Genomic DNA, 16592 nt, shown 5'->3' on the forward strand with positions numbered 1-16592 from the left:
GCGCGGCTAACGGGGCAGCTTGAGCCGGATGGTGAACACGTAGGACACGCTCACGGGCCGGCCCTGGAACTCCACCGGGGCGTAGCGGCGGCTGTGCAGCGCATCGAGCACCGCCTCGTTCATGTGCGGCAGGCCCTTGATGATGCGGCAGCCCGTCACGTCGCCTCGCACCGTGATGACGCACCTGGCAATCATGGTGCCCTCCACGCGGGCGGCGAGCGCCTGGTGCGTGTAATCGATGCCCGGGCTTCCGAGCAGCCGGGGCGGCGTCATGCCCGAGCCGAAGTCGAGAACGTCCGTTCCCGTGGCCCCCTGCACCTGGTCGAGACCGGGGACGAACGCCACGCCCACCACGGTGCTGTCCTCGTAGCCATCCGGGTGTCCGCCCACCAGCCCGTCGCCGGGGTCCGCCTGTTCGTCTGTCGCGGCGCTGTCGTCGGTGCTCGCCACCGCTTCCACCGGCTGGGGCGGCGCATCCACCACCGGCGGCGGCACGCGTGAGGGCATGCGGTCCCGGTTGCGCGGGCGCGGCCGTGGCGCGGTGGCCTGCTTCGGCTGGGTGGGGGCGGGCACGCCCTTCGCCACCCGCGGCGCCTGGGCCACCCGGAGCACCAGGTCCGGCGGCTCTGGTGGTTCGACGGGGCCCTGCGGCCTCGCGGAGATGAAGAGCACCGCGCCGAAGAGCGCCGCATGCAGGGCGATGGACACCCACACGCCCGTGCCAAGACGTCCAGCCCGCTGCCGCTCGATGACCGACTTGAACATTCTGGATGGCCTCCTTCCGCGTCAGGCGCTCCCGGTGGAGGGCCGCGCAGGGCGGACCACACCGGCGGGGACGGGTGGCTTCGGAGCGCCCTGTCCACGCAGGAGTCAACCTACGGAGTCGGTGCCATCGAATGGCGGTGGGCCCGCCATTCCTTCGTCATCGTTGTGTCATGACGAGGAGACCTCCATGCGGTAGCCCACGCCCCGGATGGTGTGGATGGAGAACCCGGAGGCGCTCGTCCAGCCCAGCTTCTTCTTCAGGCTGGAGACGAAGTTGTCCACCGTGCGCGGGTCCACCACCACGTCGCGGCCCCAGACGGCGTCCAGGATTTCGCCCCGGGGCAGGGCCCGGTCCTTGTGGCGCAGCATGAAGGCCAGCAGGTCGAACTCCGTGCGCGTCAGCTCCACGGTCGTGCCATCCGGCCGGGACACCTGCCGCTTCCCCAGGTCCAGGGTGAAGCCGCTGAAGGTCATCTGCTCGGGCGGAGCCGCGCCCACCCGCCGCACCAGGGCGCGCACCCGGGCCAGCAGCTCCCGCAGCCGGTAGGGCTTGGTGAGGTAGTCCTGCGCGCCCACCTCGAAGCCCTTGAGGATGTCGTCCTCCAGCGAGCGCGCCGTGAGCATCAACACCATGCTCTTGTTGCCCTGCGCCCGCAGCCGGCGGCAGAAGCTGTAGCCGTCCTCGCCCGGCAGCATGACGTCGAGGATGAGCAGGTCGAAGGCGCGCTCCTGGAGCAGCCGCTCCGCGTCGCGGGCGTTGGGGGCCTCGGCGACGAGGTAGCCTTCGTCCAGCAGGTTGTCCCGAAGGCCCACGCGCAGGTGGGCATCGTCCTCGACGATGAGGATGGAAGGGCGGGTGGAGGCGGCGGGCGGGGCGGTGGTCATCGATGCGGCTCGTTGAATATCAGCGCGAACGTGGTGCCGTCTGGCCCCGAGGCGGCGACCTGGATGTCGCCCCGGTGCAACTTCATGATTCTCCGGCACAGCGCAAGGCCCAGCCCGCTGCCATGGACCTCCGTGCCGGGCGTTGTCACCCGGTAGAAGTCCAGGAAGGCGTTCTCCCATTCGGACGCGGGGATGCCGATGCCGTTGTCCTGGAAGAGCACCGTGCAGCCGTAGCCCGGAATCACCTGCGCGCGGATGGTGATTTCGATGGGGTCGCGCCGGTTGTAGGCGCAGGCGTTGCGGCCCAGGTTGGAGAAGAGCATCCGCAGGAGGCCCAGGTCGGCTTCCAGCTCCGCGCCGTCCACGTCCGCGGTGACGTGGACGGGGACGGACGTGGCGCTGGCCAGCTCGTCGCGCAGCGGAGGCACCAGCTCCTCCAGGCGCACGCGCGAGGTCCGCAGCCTCCAGCGGCCCTTGTCAATGCGGTTGAACGACAGGATGTTCTCCACCAGGAAGTGCAGCCCGTCCGCGGCCTGGACGATGCGGGCCGGGTAGTCCCGCACCTCCGGCGCCTGCGCGAGCTTGCGCTCCAGCGTCTCGCCCAGCAGGCGGATGGAGGCCAGGGGCGTGCGCAGCTCGTGGGACACGGTGGCCACGAAGTCGCTCTTGAGCTCCAGGAAGCGGTACTTGCGCTGCTGCGCCACCACCGCCAGCGCGAAGATGGCCACCGCCAGCGCGCCGCACACGGCCACCAGCAGCGTCTTCAGCCCGTAGCGCGCGTCGATGTCCGCCTCCTGGCGTGCCCACTCGGGCAGGTCCACCGCCAGCTTCAGCGTCCGCAGCGGCCGGAAGGCGCCCCCGGCGCGCAGCCGCAGCCGCCCCGTCGAGTCGAAGAGGCCTCGCGCCTGCATGTCCTGGGTAATCGGCTGGAGCATCGCCTCCAGGTCCACGGCGATGCCGTACAGCGCCTCGCCCCGGGGCTCCACGTACCAGAGCTCGCCCAGGAGGGTGGGCTCGTAGAGGTCCTCGGGAATCACCAGCATGCCGGCGCCCGCCTCGCTCGCGCGGGCGAGGAAGTCCGCCGTGGGCTCACCCAGCGCGGCGCTGACCTGGACGACGCGCGCATGGAGGAAGTCGAAGTCCGCCTGCGTGAAGCGCGAGCGCTCGCGCAGCAGGTCCCGCTGGAGCCCTGACGCCCGGGCGAAGCCGCCGAAGTCCTCCGGCAGCCCTTCGCGCAGCAGGGCCCGGACCAGGGGCGGCGTGGCGTCGCCGCGCTGGAGCCGCTCCACCACCAGCAGCAGGAAGGGCAGCTCCTGCTCCGGCGGCAGCCGGTGGGCGGCGTGGTAGCGCAGCAGCTCCTCCACCCGCATGGCCACGCCCCGTGCATCCTTCGCCGCCAGCGCGGCCTCCACGGCGCGCAGCCGCGTGAGGCGCGGCTCCCAGGCTCCCGCGGCCCCGCCGTCCTTCAGCCGGGCGCCGAGCCGCGCCCACAGGTCCCGGGCCGGCGTCTCGGTGCCTGGCATGGGGATGGTGAGCCGGGGGAGGAACTGGTAGTCGCGGAAGTTGAGGTAGAAGCCCTCGCCGGGCTCGAGCGGGTCCCCCACGGCGGCGTGGAGGGGGACGATGCTCTCGTCGAGCTTGCGCGTCAGGTTCTGCCGCAGGGCCTCCTCACCCGCGTGGGCCAGGGCGTCGCGGCGGGAGCGCAGCTGCGCGTGGGCGTCGTCGCGCTCGCGGCTGAAGATGCGCTGGAGGCTGACCAGCCCCCAGCCCAGGGCCAGGAGGCCACAACCCAGGGCGACGAGCGTAGGAAGGAGCCGGCGCAGCATGTGGAGCCGCCGACGACTATTGCACAGCCGCCTGGTCCCCGAGGCTTTTCGCGTCGGCCTCCTGGCGGGGCCGAATGTCCTGGGCCGGTGAGCGAGCGGACGCCAGGTCCACGTCCGGACAGCGCGTGCGTCACGCGGCTGGCGCCAGCGGGCCTCCCCGGGGACGTTGGGGCCGGAGGTTCACGCATGCGCGTCGTGTTTCCCTTGTCACGGCCCTGGCCGGGGGGGCCGGTGGTGCTCTGGGGTGGGGCGCTTCCGGCCGGGAGTCTGAAGTACCTGACGTTCTCCCATCACCTCGAGTCCGCGCCCGCGGAGACCAAGGGGCTGGTGGAGCTGTCCGGCGCGTCGTCGGCGCTGGCGCTGGACGCGCTGGGCCGCGAGCGCGGGCTTCCGGTGGTGGCCCTGACGGACTCCACCGGCTCGGCGTACCTGCGGGCCCACGGCTTCGGGGGTGAGGTTCGCACCGTGCACGGCTTCACCCAGGCCTGGGAGCTGGCGCTGGACTACGAGCGCCAGGGCTGGTTCTGGCCCCGGCAGCTCGCCAATGGCGCGCTGGTGGAGAGCGTGGAGTCGTGGACCACGCGGCTGCTCGACGTGGTGCAGGACGTGTTCCCGGCCGTGCGGTGCGTGGTGTGTGGCTTTGGCACCGGCGCCACCGTGGCGGGGCTGCACCGGCCCTTCACGGCGGCGGGCTATGAGGTGGTGGGCCTGCAGCCCGCGCCCGGAAGGGCGATGCCCGGCTGGCGCCGCTGGGCGGAGCAGAGCCTGGGCTCCAAGGACCTCTTCTTTCCGTACCGCGAGGACATCGCGCTGGAGACGGCGGAGCCGAAGGCGGCGGATGCCCTCGCCGCGCTGCTGGTCTGGGCCCGGTCGGAGCGGCGGCCCGACGAGGTCCTCGTCATCTCCCACAACGCGAGGCCCCCCTTCGACGGCTAGGCGCCTCGCGCCGGGGCGCGACTCACTGTCCGCGGCCCTGGCCGCCAGTCCGTCCCCCCGGGGGGCCGCCGAAGCGCCGGTCCCCGCGGCGCAGCGTCTGGTACTGGGCCCGCTGGCTCTCGTCGAGGATGGCGTTCATCTCCTGGTCGGTCTGCTGCGTCTCGGCGCGCAGCGCCTGCCGCACGTCGCGCATGGACTTCGTCCCGGCGCGAACCTCCTCCATGAGGGCCTGCCGCTTGGTGGACTCGGCCTCCAGCCGGCGCGTCAGCGTCTGCTCCTGGTTGTAGTTGAGCCGCGCGTCGGTGATGAACTGGCGCACGCGCTCCTGCTGCTGTGCCTGCTGCTGAACCTGGGCCTGCTGCCACCGCTGCTGGCGCTCCGCGCGCTGCTCGTCGCGCATCTCGTCCTGGACGTTGCGCACCATGTCCTTGAGGAAGTCGCGACCGCCCTCGGAGTTGAGCGCCTCGCCGGCGACCATGCCTTGCACCTCCGAGCGGAGCTGTTCCACCTCCGCCGCGAGCGAGGCCGGCGCCGGGGACGTCACCACCTTGCCATCCGCCGTCACGGTGGGGCGCTTCTCCACCTCCATCAGCCGCCGCGACAGGCCGATGGCGGTGTCCTCCAGGGCTTTCACGCGCCGCTCCAGGGCGATGACGTCCGCCGCGGCGCTGGTGGGCTGCTCGGGCGGCGGGGCCGGCGGAGGGGCCTGCACCGGCTCACGGGGACTCCAGAGGGCCACCACGAGCGCCGTGGCGGCCAGGACGAGGGCGGCAATGCTGGCGAGCTTGTTCACGTCTTCTCCGACGGAAGCTGAGACGGCTTATTCCATATCAGGCGCCGTCCAGCCGTGTCCGCCCACCTGCCCGGAAGAGGGAGGTCATCCCACCCCGGCAGGCGCGCCTGCCCACCAGGCGCTGGAAGCCTACTCCGCGCGCAGCGACACCGCGGGTGAGACGCGGCTGGCGCGCAGCGCGGGCACCAGGCACGCGAGCAGCGAGAGGGCGGCCAGCGCCACGGACATGCCCAGGAAGATGTCCGGAGCGAAGGGCTCCACCCCATAGAGGGTCGCCGCCATGAGCCGGGTGGCGCCGAAGGCGGCGATGAGCCCCATGCCCACGCCCAGGGCCGTCAACCGCAGGCCCTGGCCCAGCACGAGCCTCAGGACTTGCATGGGGTGCGCGCCCAACGCCATCCGGATGCCCAGCTCGCGGGTCCGCTGGCCCACGGAATAGGCCAGCACGCCGTAGACGCCGACGCCAGCCAGGATGACGGCGAGCACGGCGAAGGCGCCCAGCAGCCGCGCCGTGCCCGTGGGCCGGACCAGGACGCGCTCCACGCGGTCGGTGAAGGGAACCAGGTCGTAGATGGGCTGCTCGGCGTCCACGGCCTTCACCTCCTCCCGCAGCGCGGCCAGCGCGGATGCCACGTCATCGTGGGTCCGCACCACCATCGTCATGGTGCGCAGGGGATACTGGGCATAAGGCAGGTAGACTTCGGGCTTGGCGGGCTTCGTGAGGCTCTCGTGGCGGACGTCCGCCACCACGCCGATGACGTCCCGGAAGGGCTGCTGGTCATCCCAGTCCACCCGCACCCTGCGGCCCAGCGCCTCGCCACCACCAAGGAACTTCCGGACGAAGGCCTCGTTGACGATGATGACGGGCGCGCCCTTCTCGGTGTCCTGGGGCCCGAAGTCACGGCCCTGCCGCACGGCGATGCGCATGGCCTGGAAATAGCCGGGCGAGGCCACGCGGAAGTCCGTGTAGAACCGCTCGCTGGGGGAGGCCGTGCTCCCCTCCAGGGCGAAGTCGCCACCGGAGCTGGTGTTGCCCAGGGGCGCGTCGTTGACGATGCCCACCGCTTCCACGCCGGGCCGGGCCGCCAGCCGCTCCGCGACGCTGTCGAAGAAGGCCCGTTTGCGCGCGTCGTCCTCGTATTTCTCCGGAGAGAGCGACAGCTGCGCGCTGACGACGCCCGCCGGGTCGAAGCCCGGGTCCACCGCCATGACGTTGTAGAGCGAGCGCACGATGAGCCCCGTGCCCACCGTCAGGACCAGCGCGAGCGCGAGCTGCACCATGACGAGCGCGTTTCGCAGCGGATGCCCGGTGCGCGCACTCACGGCGCTCCCGGACTGCCGCAGCATGGGCAGCACGTCCATGCCCGTCGCGTGCAGCGCCGGCGCCAGGCCGAAGAGCAGGCCGGTCCCCACCGACAGCAGGGCGCTGAACGCCAGGACGGTGGCATTCAATTCCAGCGGCGCCACGCGGAGCATGTTGGCGGGCAGCAGCGTGCGCACCAGCTCCGCGCCCCACAGCACCAGCAGCAGCCCCACGACGCCGCCGAAGAGCGACAGGAGCACGCTCTCCACCAGGGACTGCTGGACCCGCCGCCCCCTGCTGGCGCCCAGCGCCGCGCGGATGGCGCCGTCCCGCTGCCTCGCCAGCGTGCGCACCAGCATGAGGTTGGCCACGTTGGCGCACGCGATGAGCAACACGAAGCCCACCGCCGCCCACAGCATCCACAGCACGTCCCGCGTGTTGGACGTCAGGTGCTCCTGCCAGCCCGTCACGCGCACGGTGTGGAGCTGCTGTCCCGGCTCGGGGATGCCAATGGCCTCGGCCACCCGCTCCAGGTCCGCCCGGGCCGCCTCCAGCGAGGTTCCCGGCGCCAGCCGGCCCAGCACCGACTCGTAGTGGTTGCCGTGCCGCTGCGGGTCCAGCCACTCGGGAATCCACAGGTCCATGTCCTCCGAGAACTCCGGAAACGAGAAGTCCTCTGGCAGGACGCCCACCACCGTGTGGCTGCGCCCGTTCAGGACCAGCGTCTTGCCCACCACGTCCGGCGCCCCCGCGAGCGCCCGCTGCCAGTAGCCGTGGCCCACCACCACCACGGACGTCTCGCCTCCTGCCGGTGCGTCCTCCTCGCGGAAGTCACGGCCCTGCGCGGGGTGGACGCCCAACAGGGAGAAGAAGTTGGTCGTCACGCGCCCGGCCCGGACCCGCTCCGGCTCGTCCGTGCCCGTCCGGTTGAGGTTGACGCGCCCGAAGCCCGCGAACTGGCTGAAGCCCTTCGCGTGCTCCCGCCAGCCCAGCAGCTCCGGCGGGGACACCGATGCGTGGCTCACCGACTCCTGCGCGCACCAGATGCGCACCAGCGACTCTGGCGTGGGAAAGGGCAGGGGGCGCAGCAGCATGGCGTGGATGGCGCTGAAGAGGACGGTGTTCGCCCCGATGACCAGCGCCAGGGTGAAGCCCGCGGCCAGCGTGAAGCCAGGGGTGCGTGTGAGGGTTCGCAGCGCGTAGCGGAGGTCCTGGCGGAGGGAGTCCATGGCGTCGGCTCTCAGCGAAGGACATGCCAACCCGCCATGTTGGTGCAATCACCGGGCAGCCGGAGGGGCGCCGCCCCGCGGCGCGCGGTGGACTGCTCGGATACGGGAACACGCGTCCCGCAAACGGACACGCCGTGAAGGCCCGTGCGCCCGGGGCGCCCTCAGTGGACGGGCCAGCGGGCGGCGATCTCCTCGCAAGCCAGCACCACGTCGTTCATGCGGCGCTGGCGTGCCCGGGGCGCCTGGTAGAGCCGGCCCGCGAAGACGTCGAAGACGCCCACCAGCCGCGGATCCACCGGGCCACGCTGCTCCAGCCGCTCCTCGGCGTAGCGCAGGAGCACGGTGGCGATGTACTGCCCGGAGCGCTCATCCAGCGGCGTGTGCTTGGAGAAATAGAGCTTCAGGAGCCCCGAGCGCATCATCCCCTGGGCATCCACGCTGCGCAGCAGCACCTCGGGCCGCACGCTGACGTCCACGCCTCCCAGCGCCAGGGGCGGCAGGTCCGCCTCCGCGGGGCTGGCGACGGCGCGCGACGCCAGTCCGTCCATGGCCACCAGGCAGCGCTGGAGCGCCTCTGCGCACAGCGCCAGCCGGTGGGCGTCATAGTCGGATGCGGGCTGGGCATTGAGCAGCCGCCGCTGGTGATAGCGGAGGATGACCTCGTCCCGGCCCTCACACAGGAACTCGACGATGGCCTCGGCCGCGGCGGGGTAGCGCAGGTACTGCGGATCCACCGGGTGCTTCTGGCCCTGGATGATGCGCTTTCGCAGCGACGGCGTCGCGGTGAGGTACTGGCCCAGCTTGTTGACGGAGACGCGCGGATTCTCACGGGTGACAGGCATCTTCAGGCCTTCCTTTCCGGCTTCGGGAATGAAGGAAGACTACCGGAAGGGTCTGACATGCCGGCGGCGGCCCCGGAGGCCGCCGCCCAGAGATGGGTTCCCCCCTGACAGGTAGGCCGCATCACCCCCGCGCTGGCGGCCTGCGGTTGGCCATGGAGGCGATGACGGCCAGCAGCTCCACGGGCTCGATGGGCTTGGGCACGTGGGTGGTGAAGCCGGCCAGCAGCGCCCGCGTCCGGTCCTCCATCCGCGTATAGGCCGTGAGGGCCACCGCGGGGATACCGCCGCCCTCCGCCGCTGACAGGGCTCGCACCCGGGCGATGAAGTGGTAGCCGTCCTCCACGGGCATGCCGACGTCGGAGACGAGCACGTCGAAGGGGTCGCGGCGCAGGATGGTCAGCGCCTCCTCGGCGGAGCTGGCCGTGGTGACGATTCCTCCGCAGGTCTCGAGGATGCTGCGCAGCAGCTCGCGCGTGTCCTCCTCGTCATCCACGACGAGCAGCCGGAGCCCCGCGAGCTGGGGCGGGCAGGGCAGGTCCTGGGGCAGCATCGGGCTGCGCAGCGCGGGGGGCACCAGGACCTCCCGCCGCAGGGCCACGGCCTGGGGCAGGCTGACCACGAAGGTGGCGCCCTTGCCTTCGCCCTCGCTGGCCGCGGACACGGTGCCCCCGTGGAGCTCCACGAGGTGACGGACGATGGACAGGCCCAGCCCGAGCCCGCCCGTCTTGCGCGTGGTGCTGCCATCGGCCTGGCGGAAGCGCTCGAAGACATGGGGCAGGAACCCGGGCGGGATGCCCTGGCCAGTGTCCGCGACGGTGATTTCCACCGAGGAGTTGCGCCGCTCCACCAGCACCTGGACGCGGCCCTCCTTGGGGGTGAACTTCACCGCGTTGGACAGCAGGTTCCACACCACCTGCTGGAGCCGGCTGGTGTCGCCCATGATGCTGCCACCCGAGTCAAGCGCGGCCTGGACGCGGATGCCCTTCGCCTCGGCGGCGGGTCGTATCGACTCGAGCGCGGCCTCGACGACCTGGCTGACGTCAACGGACGACACCTCCAGCTTCAGCTTGCCCGTCATGATGCGGCTCACGTCGAGCAGGTCCTCGATGAGCTGGCCCTGGGCGCGGGCGTTGCGCTCCACCGTGGCGAGCGCGCGCTCCCGCTTCTCCGGCGGCAGCGTCCCCGTGCGCAGCATCTGCACCCAGCCCAGCACCGCCGTGAGCGGGGTGCGCAGCTCGTGCGAGACGGTGGCGAGGAACTCGTCCTTGAGCCGGTTGGCCTCCTCCGCCTCCTCGCGCGCCGCGCGCTCGCGCACGAGCAGGCGCTCCCGCTCCGCCTCCAGCCGCTTCTGCTCACGGATGTCCCGGCTGACGGTGGCGATGCCAATCTGCCGCTGCGTTCCGGGCTCCATGAGGGCGAAGGTGTTGTACTGCGCCGGGATGGGCGCCCCCGTCTGGAAATGCCGGAAGCGGAACTCCCCCTCCCACCGGCCGCCCTGGAAGATGCGAGGGGCGATGTGGCTTTCGACGTACGGCCGGTCCTCCGGCATGAAGAAGTCGGTCAGCGAATACTGACTGACGTCCTCGTCTCGGCCGATGCCCAGGAGCCGCCGGCCCGCCTCGTTCACATACAGGGCCGTGCCCTGCTCGCTGCCCACGCCGATGAAGTCGGTGGATTGATCGACGATGGTGGCCAGCCGCTCCCGCTCCAGCTCCGCGCGCCGCTGTTCCGTTACGTCCTGCAGGGCGCCCACGACACGGTCGGGCCGTCCCTGCGCGTCGAAGTGCGTCTTCACCATGGCGAGCAGCGAGCGCTCCACGCCGTCCCAGCCTCGTACGCGGCACTCCAGGCGCGCCGCGCCGGCCCCCGGGTGCAGGGCCTGGTCGACGATGCGGTGCGCCCGCTCCGTGTCGTCGGGGTGGAGCCGGGCCACGGCGTCCCGGAGCGAGGGCTGCTGTCCAGGGGGCAGGCCGAAGAGCTGGAGCGCCCGCTCGTCCCATTCCAGCACGCCACGCGCGTACTGAAGCTCCACGACGCCGAGCTGCCCGGCGGCGAGCGCCATCCGCAGCCGCTCCTCGCTGGCCCGGAGCGCCGCCTCCGCCTGGGCCCTTCGCGCCACCTCCGCCTCGGCCTGGGCCCGGGCCTCCTGGGCACGGGCGAAGGCCTCGCGCTCGGCGCGCTTCTCCTGCTCCACGGCCAGGTGGGTGGCCAGCTCGCGCGCCAGGTCCTCGAAGAACTGGCGGTAGGTGGCGTCGAAGCGCAGGCGCGGGCTGATGCCCAGGACGACCACGCCGCGCGACCCATCCGCGCTGGAGCGCCGCAGGGGCAGGGCCAGCGCGGACTCCGTGGGCTCCGGCCAGTAGCCGACGTGGCGGGCGCCGAGGAGCGTTTCCGCCGGCTCGATCATCACCGGCGCGCTGGACTCCACCGCCTGCCGCGCGGCCTCGGTGAGGCGCTCCAGGCCCGCGGGCGCGTGCTGCTCAAGCCCGTCCAGTCCCGTGGTGGCCGTGAGCTCCAGCCGCTGCGCGTTCCGGTCCCACTGGTAGATGAGCGCGAAGGGAATGTCCTTCGGGTTGTCCGCCAGCGCGCGGATGGCGTCCTGGGTGGGGCTCTCCGGAGGGGCGTCCACGCGGGGGGCCAGCGCGCGGAGCGTCGCCAGGCGGCGCTCGCCGAGCACGACGTCGGTGACCTCGAAGACGACCTGGAGGATGCCCGCGATGGCGCCGTCGTCGTCCCGCAGCGGGCTGAAGTCGAAGGTGAAGTAGGCCTCCTCGTTGAACCCGTAGCGGGTGAGCAGGAAGAAGGCCTTCTCGACCTGGGTGACCGCGCCCGTCTCCAGCAGCTTGCGCATCCACGGATGGATGACGGGATAGGTGTCGGGCCAGCATTCCCGGTAGGTGGCGCCCAGGTACTTCGGATGCCGAGGGCCCATGATGACGGCGTAGCCGTCGTTGTAGAGCTGGATGAGCTCGTGGCCCCAGAAGATGATGGCGGGGGCCGGCATCTCCAGGATCATCGCGACGAACGACTTCAGCGGCCGCGGCCAGGCTTCGTAGGGGCCCAGCTTCGTGCGGCTCCAGTCATGGGTGCGCAGCAGCGCACCCAGCTCGCCACCGGGCACGGGAGGTTCCGTCTGGGAAGTGAGATGTTTCACGCGGTCGGTCGTGGTCGAAGTCGGACTGCGGCCTGTCCCCATGGAGTAAGCAGCCTGCCTGTTTCTGGCCGCATGGGCATGGCTGAGTCGAGGCCTGGCGAGACGCCGAGCGCCCGGTGTTTCGCCAGCGTCTGCTCGTGAACACCCGCGCGTCCCCACCGTGAAGGCGCGCCGGGAGCGACTTGAAGCCCGGTTCACGACGCGAAGCGCTGTGCAGCCGCCTGACAGTCTCTGGCAGGTCTTTGTACTTTTTCCGCAAGGGGGGCATTCCTACTTTCGGCGAGGGAAGGGCCCCGGTGTTAGGGGCATCTCGTGACTCGCGCGGCAGGAGCAGGCCGCGCTCAGCGACACATGGAGGTGGCGTCATGGTGGATACGGCAGAGAACCCGCTGGGGCTGAACGGTTTCGAGTTCGTGGAGTTCACGAGCCCCGAGCCCGAGGTGATGGAGCGGCTCTTCGAGCGGCTGGGGTTCACCGCGTACTCCAAGCACCCTTCCAAGGAGCTGATCCGCTACAAGCAGGGTGGCATCAACCTGCTCGTCAACCGCGAGCCGACGGGGCAGGCCGCCGAGTTCCGCGCGGCGCACGGCCCGTCCGCCAGTGGAATGGCCTTCCGCGTGGCCAACGCGCGCGCGGCGTACGAGATGGCGCTGGAGCGCGGCGCGAAGGCGGCGGACCCGGAGCGCGGCTCGCTGGGCGAGGGCTCCTATGTCCTGGAGGGCATCGGCGGCAGCCTGCTGTATCTCGTGGACCGTCACGGGGCGAAGGGCTCGCTCTATGACACCTGGCAGGAGATTCCCGGCGCCGAGGAGGCCGAGGCGAAGAACAGCGTGGGCCTGGAGACGCTGGACCACCTGACGCACAACGTGCGCCGGGGCCAGATGCGCACCTGGTCCGCCTTCTACAGCCGCATCTTCGGCTTCACCGAGCAGAAGTACTTCGACATCAAGGGCCAGGCCACGGGCCTGTTCAGCCAGGCGATGATCGCCCCGGACCAGGCCATCCGGATTCCGCTCAACGAGAGCCAGGACGACAAGTCGCAGATCGAGGAGTTCATCCGCCAGTACAACGGCGAGGGCATCCAGCACCTGGCGCTCACCACGCAGGACATCTACGACACCGTGGAGCGGCTGCGCGCGCGCGGCGTGGCCCTGCAGGACACGCTCGACACCTACTACGACCTGGTCGACAAGCGCGTCCCGAACCATGGCGAGGACCTGGCGCGGATGCGGAAGAATCGCATCCTCATCGACGGCAGCGAGGAGGAAGGGCTGCTGCTGCAGATCTTCACCGAAAACCTCTTCGGGCCCATCTTCTTCGAAATCATCCAGCGCAAGGGCAACGAGGGCTTCGGCAACGGCAACTTCCAGGCGCTCTTCGAGTCCATCGAGCTGGACCAGATTCGCCGCGGCGTCATCAAGGTCGACCCGGCCAGCTAGTCCGCGCGTCGCGCTTCCTTCGAGGAGATTCCGGTGACCACTCAGCCTCACACCGAGGTGTCGCCGGGGAGCGCCCTCAAGGCGGCTCCCGGCGCCTATCTCTCCGGCTTCGGCAACGAGTTCGCCACCGAGGCGGTGCCCGGCGCACTGCCCGTGGGGCAGAACTCGCCGCAGCGGGCGCCGTATGGCCTCTACGCCGAGCAGCTGTCGGGCTCGGCCTTCACCGCACCGCGCCGGGAGAACCGGCGCTCGTGGCTGTACCGCCTGCGGCCCAGCGCCGCGCATCCGGCGTTCCAGCCGTTCCCCCAGGGACAGGTGCGCAGCGGGCCCTTCGACGAGGTGCCCGTGCCGCCCAACCGGCTGCGGTGGGACCCGCAGCCGCCGCCGTCCGCGCCCACGGACTTCGTGGAGGGGCTCGTCACCTACGCGGGCAACGGTGACGTGGGCACGGGCGCGGGCATCAGCATCCACCTCTATGGGGCCAACCGCCCCATGGTGGACCGCGTGTTCTTCGACGCGGACGGCGAGCTGCTCCTCGTCCCGCAGGCGGGGCGGCTGCGGCTCGTCACGGAGCTGGGCGTGCTGGAGGTGGCCCCGGGCGAAATCGGCGTGGTGCCCCGGGGCGTGCGCTTCCGGGCGGAGCTGCCGGAGGGGCAGGCCTCCGGCTACGTCTGCGAGAACCATGGCGCGTATTTCCGCCTGCCGGACCTGGGGCCCATCGGGGCCAACGGGCTGGCGAACCCGCGCGACTTCCTGACGCCCGTGGCAGCCTTCGAGGACGTCGAGCGTCCCACGGAGGTGGTGCAGAAGTTCCAGGGGAAGCTGTGGTCGGCCCGGTACGGGCACTCGCCGCTGGACGTGGTGGCGTGGCACGGGAACCTGGCGCCGTACAAGTACGACCTGGCCCGGTTCAACACCATCAACACGGTGAGCTTCGACCACCCGGACCCGTCCATCTTCACCGTCCTCACCTCGCCCAGCGAGGTGCCGGGGACGGCCAACTGCGACTTCGTCATCTTCCCGCCGCGGTGGATGGTGGCCGAGCACACCTTCCGGCCCCCCTGGTTCCACCGCAACGTGATGAGCGAGTTCATGGGCCTGGTGCACGGCGTCTATGACGCCAAGGCGGGTGGTTTCGCGCCGGGCGGCGCGTCCCTGCACAACTGCATGAGCGGCCACGGCCCGGACCGGGCCAGCTACGAGCAGGCCGTCCAGGCGGAGCTGAAGCCGCACAAAATCAAGGACACGCTGGCCTTCATGTTCGAGTCGCGCTGGGTCATCCGCCCCACGCGCTTCGCCATGGAGTCTCCGGCGCTCCAGCCGGACTACGACGCGTGCTGGGCGGGCTTCCAGAAGGCCCGGCTGCCGTGAGGGCCGCGTGAGCGCGGGCGGTGAGACGGCGGGGCGCAAGCGCGTCTGGGCGACCCCGGCCAACGTGAAGCTGCTCCCGTTGAGTGCCCTGGAGGATCCGGGGGCGCGCAACCTGGTCCTCCAGATAGGGGACGCGTTCTTCCACGGCTTCCTGGTGCGCAAGGGAGAGGCCGTCCACGGCTACGTGGACCGGTGCCCTCACGCGGGCCTGCCGCTGGCGCGCGAGCTGGACCACTACCTCACGCCCGACAAGCGCCTCATCGCCTGTGCCTGGCACGGGGCGCTGTTCCAGGTGGAGGACGGGCTGTGCGTGGGCGGCCCGTGCTCGGGCGGCCGGCTCACCCCGTGGCCGGTGACGGTACGCGACGGGATGGTCGTCACCGCCTGAGCTCAGGCGGCCACGGCGACCGGCGCGGCCTCCGGCTCCGAGGTGGGGGAGACCAGGGCCTGCTTCTCCCAGGCGCGGCTCCTCCAGCGCAGCCACATGGTGATGCCGCGCACCCATTCGTCCGCGGCCACCGCCAGCCACACGCCGGCCAGCCCCAGGCCCATGTGGAAGACGAGGTAGTAGCCCAGCGGCAGGCTCATGCAGACCATGGACGCGATGCCCATGTAGACGGTGAACGTGGCGTCACCGGCGGCGCGCAGCGCGTTGATGAGCACCAGGTTGAAGCAGCGCCCCGTCTCGAGCGCGAGCCCGATGACGATGACCTGCGCCGTCAGCTGGATGATGTCGGCGTTGTGGGTGAACTGCGAGACGAGCGGGACGCGGAAGAGGATGACGGCCGCGTCCACCGCCACGGTGATGCCCAGGCCCCACTTCAGGCTCCGCAGCGCCTGCTGGAACGCGTCGTCCGCGCGGTTGGCACCCACCAGGCGTCCCACGATGATGGACGTCCCCATGCCGATGGCCAGGCTGCACAGGAAGACGTACTGGGAGACGGAGTGCGCGTACTGCCGGGAGGCCATCGCCACCGGGCCCAGGAACGTCACGTAGTACAGGAACACCGTCTGGCAGCCCTGGTACGTGGCCTGCTCGAAGGCGGAGGGCAGGCCGACCTTGAGAATCTTGCGGACGTGGTCCCTGGAGAACGCCACGTAGTCGCGCGGCTTCATCTTCACCGGCATCACGCGGTACAGCACCCAGACGAAGACGCCCAGCGCGACGGCCCGGCTCACCACGGTGGAGATGGCCGCGCCCGCCACACCCAGCGCGGGGACGCCGAAGTGGCCGGCGATGAGCAGGTAGTTGCCGCCCACGTGCAGCACGTTCATGCCCAGCGAGACGAACATGGACGCGCGGGTGAAGCCGTAGGTGCGCAGCAGGCCGGCGAAGACGTTGATGAGCGCCTGGAGGAACAGGAAGCCGCCGACGATGTGCAGGTACGTCTTGGCGTACGCCAGCATGTGGCCCTGCAGGTTCATCCCGCCCAGGATGGCGTCACCGCTGAGCAGCAGGCCCGCGCTGACGGTGAGGCCGAGCGCCAGGTTCATGGTGACGGCGATGGCGGAGATGCGCGCGGCCTCCGCCTGCCGGCGCGCGCCCAGGTACTGGGCCACCACGATGGCCGCGCCGTGGCCCACCACTTCCATGATGAGGATGCAGATGAAGACGTACTGGTTGACGACACCCACCGAGGCGACGGCGTCGTCCGACACACCGCTGAGCATCAGCGTGTCCGCCGTGCCCATCATCATGAACAGGAGCAGCTCCAGGAAGATGGGCCAGGTGAGGCGGAAAAGGCCCAACGAGGCTGCGTCGTTGGACCCGGCGTTCGGCGATGCTGCGACTTCCATGGGGGCGTCTACTCCGTGAGGCGAGCGCGACAACGCCTCGGCTCGCGCCAGCGTCTCGCATGTCGCGAGCAGCGCGTCGAGTGACGTGAGGTGCGGGTGCCATTGCTTGATTTGTGTTCAAACAACAGGAGCCCCTCGCACGTCGCCCGGCGACCGCTGGCGCGGTGAGCCGTGCGGATAATCGGCACGGCTCTGCGCGTCAACGGCACCTGAGTAACAGCTGGGTTCCGGCGTCTGGTTTGAACACCAATG

The 16592-nt window shown here is 71.0% G+C and carries 12 protein-coding genes; 4 read left to right on the forward strand and 8 right to left on the reverse strand.

What is annotated here, in order from left to right:
* Positions 1-6 precede the first annotated feature (6 nt).
* The 3 genes from VZL07_RS28780 to VZL07_RS28790 form a co-directional block, all read right to left on the reverse strand.
* The gene (locus VZL07_RS28780; protein WP_426751065.1) at positions 7-765 is read right to left on the reverse strand and encodes an energy transducer TonB; all 759 of its coding nucleotides are present in this window, start codon (positions 763-765) and stop codon (positions 7-9) included.
* Positions 766-933: 168 nt separating this feature from the next.
* A complete protein-coding gene (locus tag VZL07_RS28785) occupies positions 934-1650 on the reverse strand; it encodes a response regulator transcription factor (RefSeq protein WP_426751066.1) in 717 nt (238 codons plus the stop codon).
* Positions 1647-3476: a sensor histidine kinase gene (locus tag VZL07_RS28790; protein ID WP_426751067.1), complete on the reverse strand. Its 1830-nt coding sequence runs from the start codon at positions 3474-3476 to the stop codon at positions 1647-1649. Before VZL07_RS28790 ends, VZL07_RS28785 begins: the two co-directional genes overlap by 4 nt.
* 186 nt (positions 3477-3662) lie before the next feature.
* Between VZL07_RS28790 and VZL07_RS28795 the strand changes: the two genes are divergently transcribed.
* The gene (locus VZL07_RS28795) at positions 3663-4412 is read left to right on the forward strand and encodes a pyridoxal-phosphate dependent enzyme (protein WP_426751068.1); all 750 of its coding nucleotides are present in this window, start codon (positions 3663-3665) and stop codon (positions 4410-4412) included.
* 22 nt (positions 4413-4434) lie between these two features.
* On the opposite strand, the gene VZL07_RS28800 is transcribed toward VZL07_RS28795, so the two are convergent.
* The 4 genes from VZL07_RS28800 to VZL07_RS28815 form a co-directional block, all read right to left on the reverse strand.
* Positions 4435-5205, reverse strand: a complete 771-nt coding sequence (locus VZL07_RS28800; protein WP_426751069.1) for a hypothetical protein — start codon at positions 5203-5205, stop codon at positions 4435-4437.
* Between the two features lie 129 nt (positions 5206-5334).
* Entirely contained in the window at positions 5335-7737 is a 2403-nt protein-coding gene (locus VZL07_RS28805) for an ABC transporter permease (RefSeq protein ID WP_426751070.1), read from the reverse strand.
* A gap of 161 nt (positions 7738-7898) precedes the next feature.
* Positions 7899-8579, reverse strand: coding sequence for a hypothetical protein (locus VZL07_RS28810; RefSeq protein ID WP_426751071.1), 681 nt, complete (start codon positions 8577-8579; stop codon positions 7899-7901).
* A 121-nt stretch (positions 8580-8700) separates the two neighbouring features.
* Positions 8701-11775, reverse strand: coding sequence for an ATP-binding protein (locus VZL07_RS28815; protein ID WP_426751072.1), 3075 nt, complete (start codon positions 11773-11775; stop codon positions 8701-8703).
* Positions 11776-12098: 323 nt separating this feature from the next.
* On the opposite strand from VZL07_RS28815, the gene hppD reads away from it, so the two are divergent.
* The 3 genes from hppD to VZL07_RS28830 are packed head-to-tail and all read left to right on the forward strand — an operon-like array spanning position 12099 to position 14931.
* On the forward strand, positions 12099-13172 hold the full coding sequence (gene hppD / locus VZL07_RS28820) for a 4-hydroxyphenylpyruvate dioxygenase (RefSeq protein WP_426751073.1): 1074 nt from the start codon (positions 12099-12101) through the stop codon (positions 13170-13172).
* 33 nt (positions 13173-13205) lie between these two features.
* Positions 13206-14543 (forward strand): homogentisate 1,2-dioxygenase, encoded by a 1338-nt coding sequence (hmgA, locus tag VZL07_RS28825; RefSeq protein WP_426751074.1) that lies wholly within the window; start codon positions 13206-13208, stop codon positions 14541-14543.
* Positions 14544-14550: 7 nt separating this feature from the next.
* The gene (locus tag VZL07_RS28830) at positions 14551-14931 is read left to right on the forward strand and encodes a Rieske (2Fe-2S) protein (protein ID WP_426751075.1); all 381 of its coding nucleotides are present in this window, start codon (positions 14551-14553) and stop codon (positions 14929-14931) included.
* Positions 14932-14933: 2 nt separating this feature from the next.
* Here the strand turns inward: VZL07_RS28830 and VZL07_RS28835 are convergent, their stop codons facing one another.
* Positions 14934-16340, reverse strand: coding sequence for an MATE family efflux transporter (locus VZL07_RS28835; protein ID WP_426751076.1), 1407 nt, complete (start codon positions 16338-16340; stop codon positions 14934-14936).
* Between the last annotated feature and the right edge of the window lie 252 nt (positions 16341-16592).

The sequence above is a fragment of the Pseudomyxococcus flavus genome, assembly GCF_050038885.1.
In the GTDB taxonomy this organism is placed as follows: Bacteria; Myxococcota; Myxococcia; order Myxococcales; family Myxococcaceae; genus Myxococcus; species Myxococcus flavus.

Excerpts from the sequence above, each read along its gene's own strand:
- VZL07_RS28780 (WP_426751065.1), bottom strand. The coding sequence starts at position 765 with ATGTTCAAGTCGGTCATCGAGCGGCAGCGGGCTGGACGTCTTGGCACG.
- VZL07_RS28785 (WP_426751066.1), bottom strand. The coding sequence starts at position 1,650 with ATGACCACCGCCCCGCCCGCCGCCTCCACCCGCCCTTCCATCCTCATC.
- VZL07_RS28790 (WP_426751067.1), bottom strand. The coding sequence starts at position 3,476 with ATGCTGCGCCGGCTCCTTCCTACGCTCGTCGCCCTGGGTTGTGGCCTC.
- VZL07_RS28795 (WP_426751068.1), top strand. The coding sequence starts at position 3,663 with ATGCGCGTCGTGTTTCCCTTGTCACGGCCCTGGCCGGGGGGGCCGGTG.
- VZL07_RS28805 (WP_426751070.1), bottom strand. The coding sequence starts at position 7,737 with ATGGACTCCCTCCGCCAGGACCTCCGCTACGCGCTGCGAACCCTCACA.
- VZL07_RS28810 (WP_426751071.1), bottom strand. The coding sequence starts at position 8,579 with ATGCCTGTCACCCGTGAGAATCCGCGCGTCTCCGTCAACAAGCTGGGC.
- VZL07_RS28815 (WP_426751072.1), bottom strand. The coding sequence starts at position 11,775 with ATGGGGACAGGCCGCAGTCCGACTTCGACCACGACCGACCGCGTGAAA.
- hppD (WP_426751073.1), top strand. The coding sequence starts at position 12,099 with ATGGTGGATACGGCAGAGAACCCGCTGGGGCTGAACGGTTTCGAGTTC.
- VZL07_RS28835 (WP_426751076.1), bottom strand. The coding sequence starts at position 16,340 with ATGGAAGTCGCAGCATCGCCGAACGCCGGGTCCAACGACGCAGCCTCG.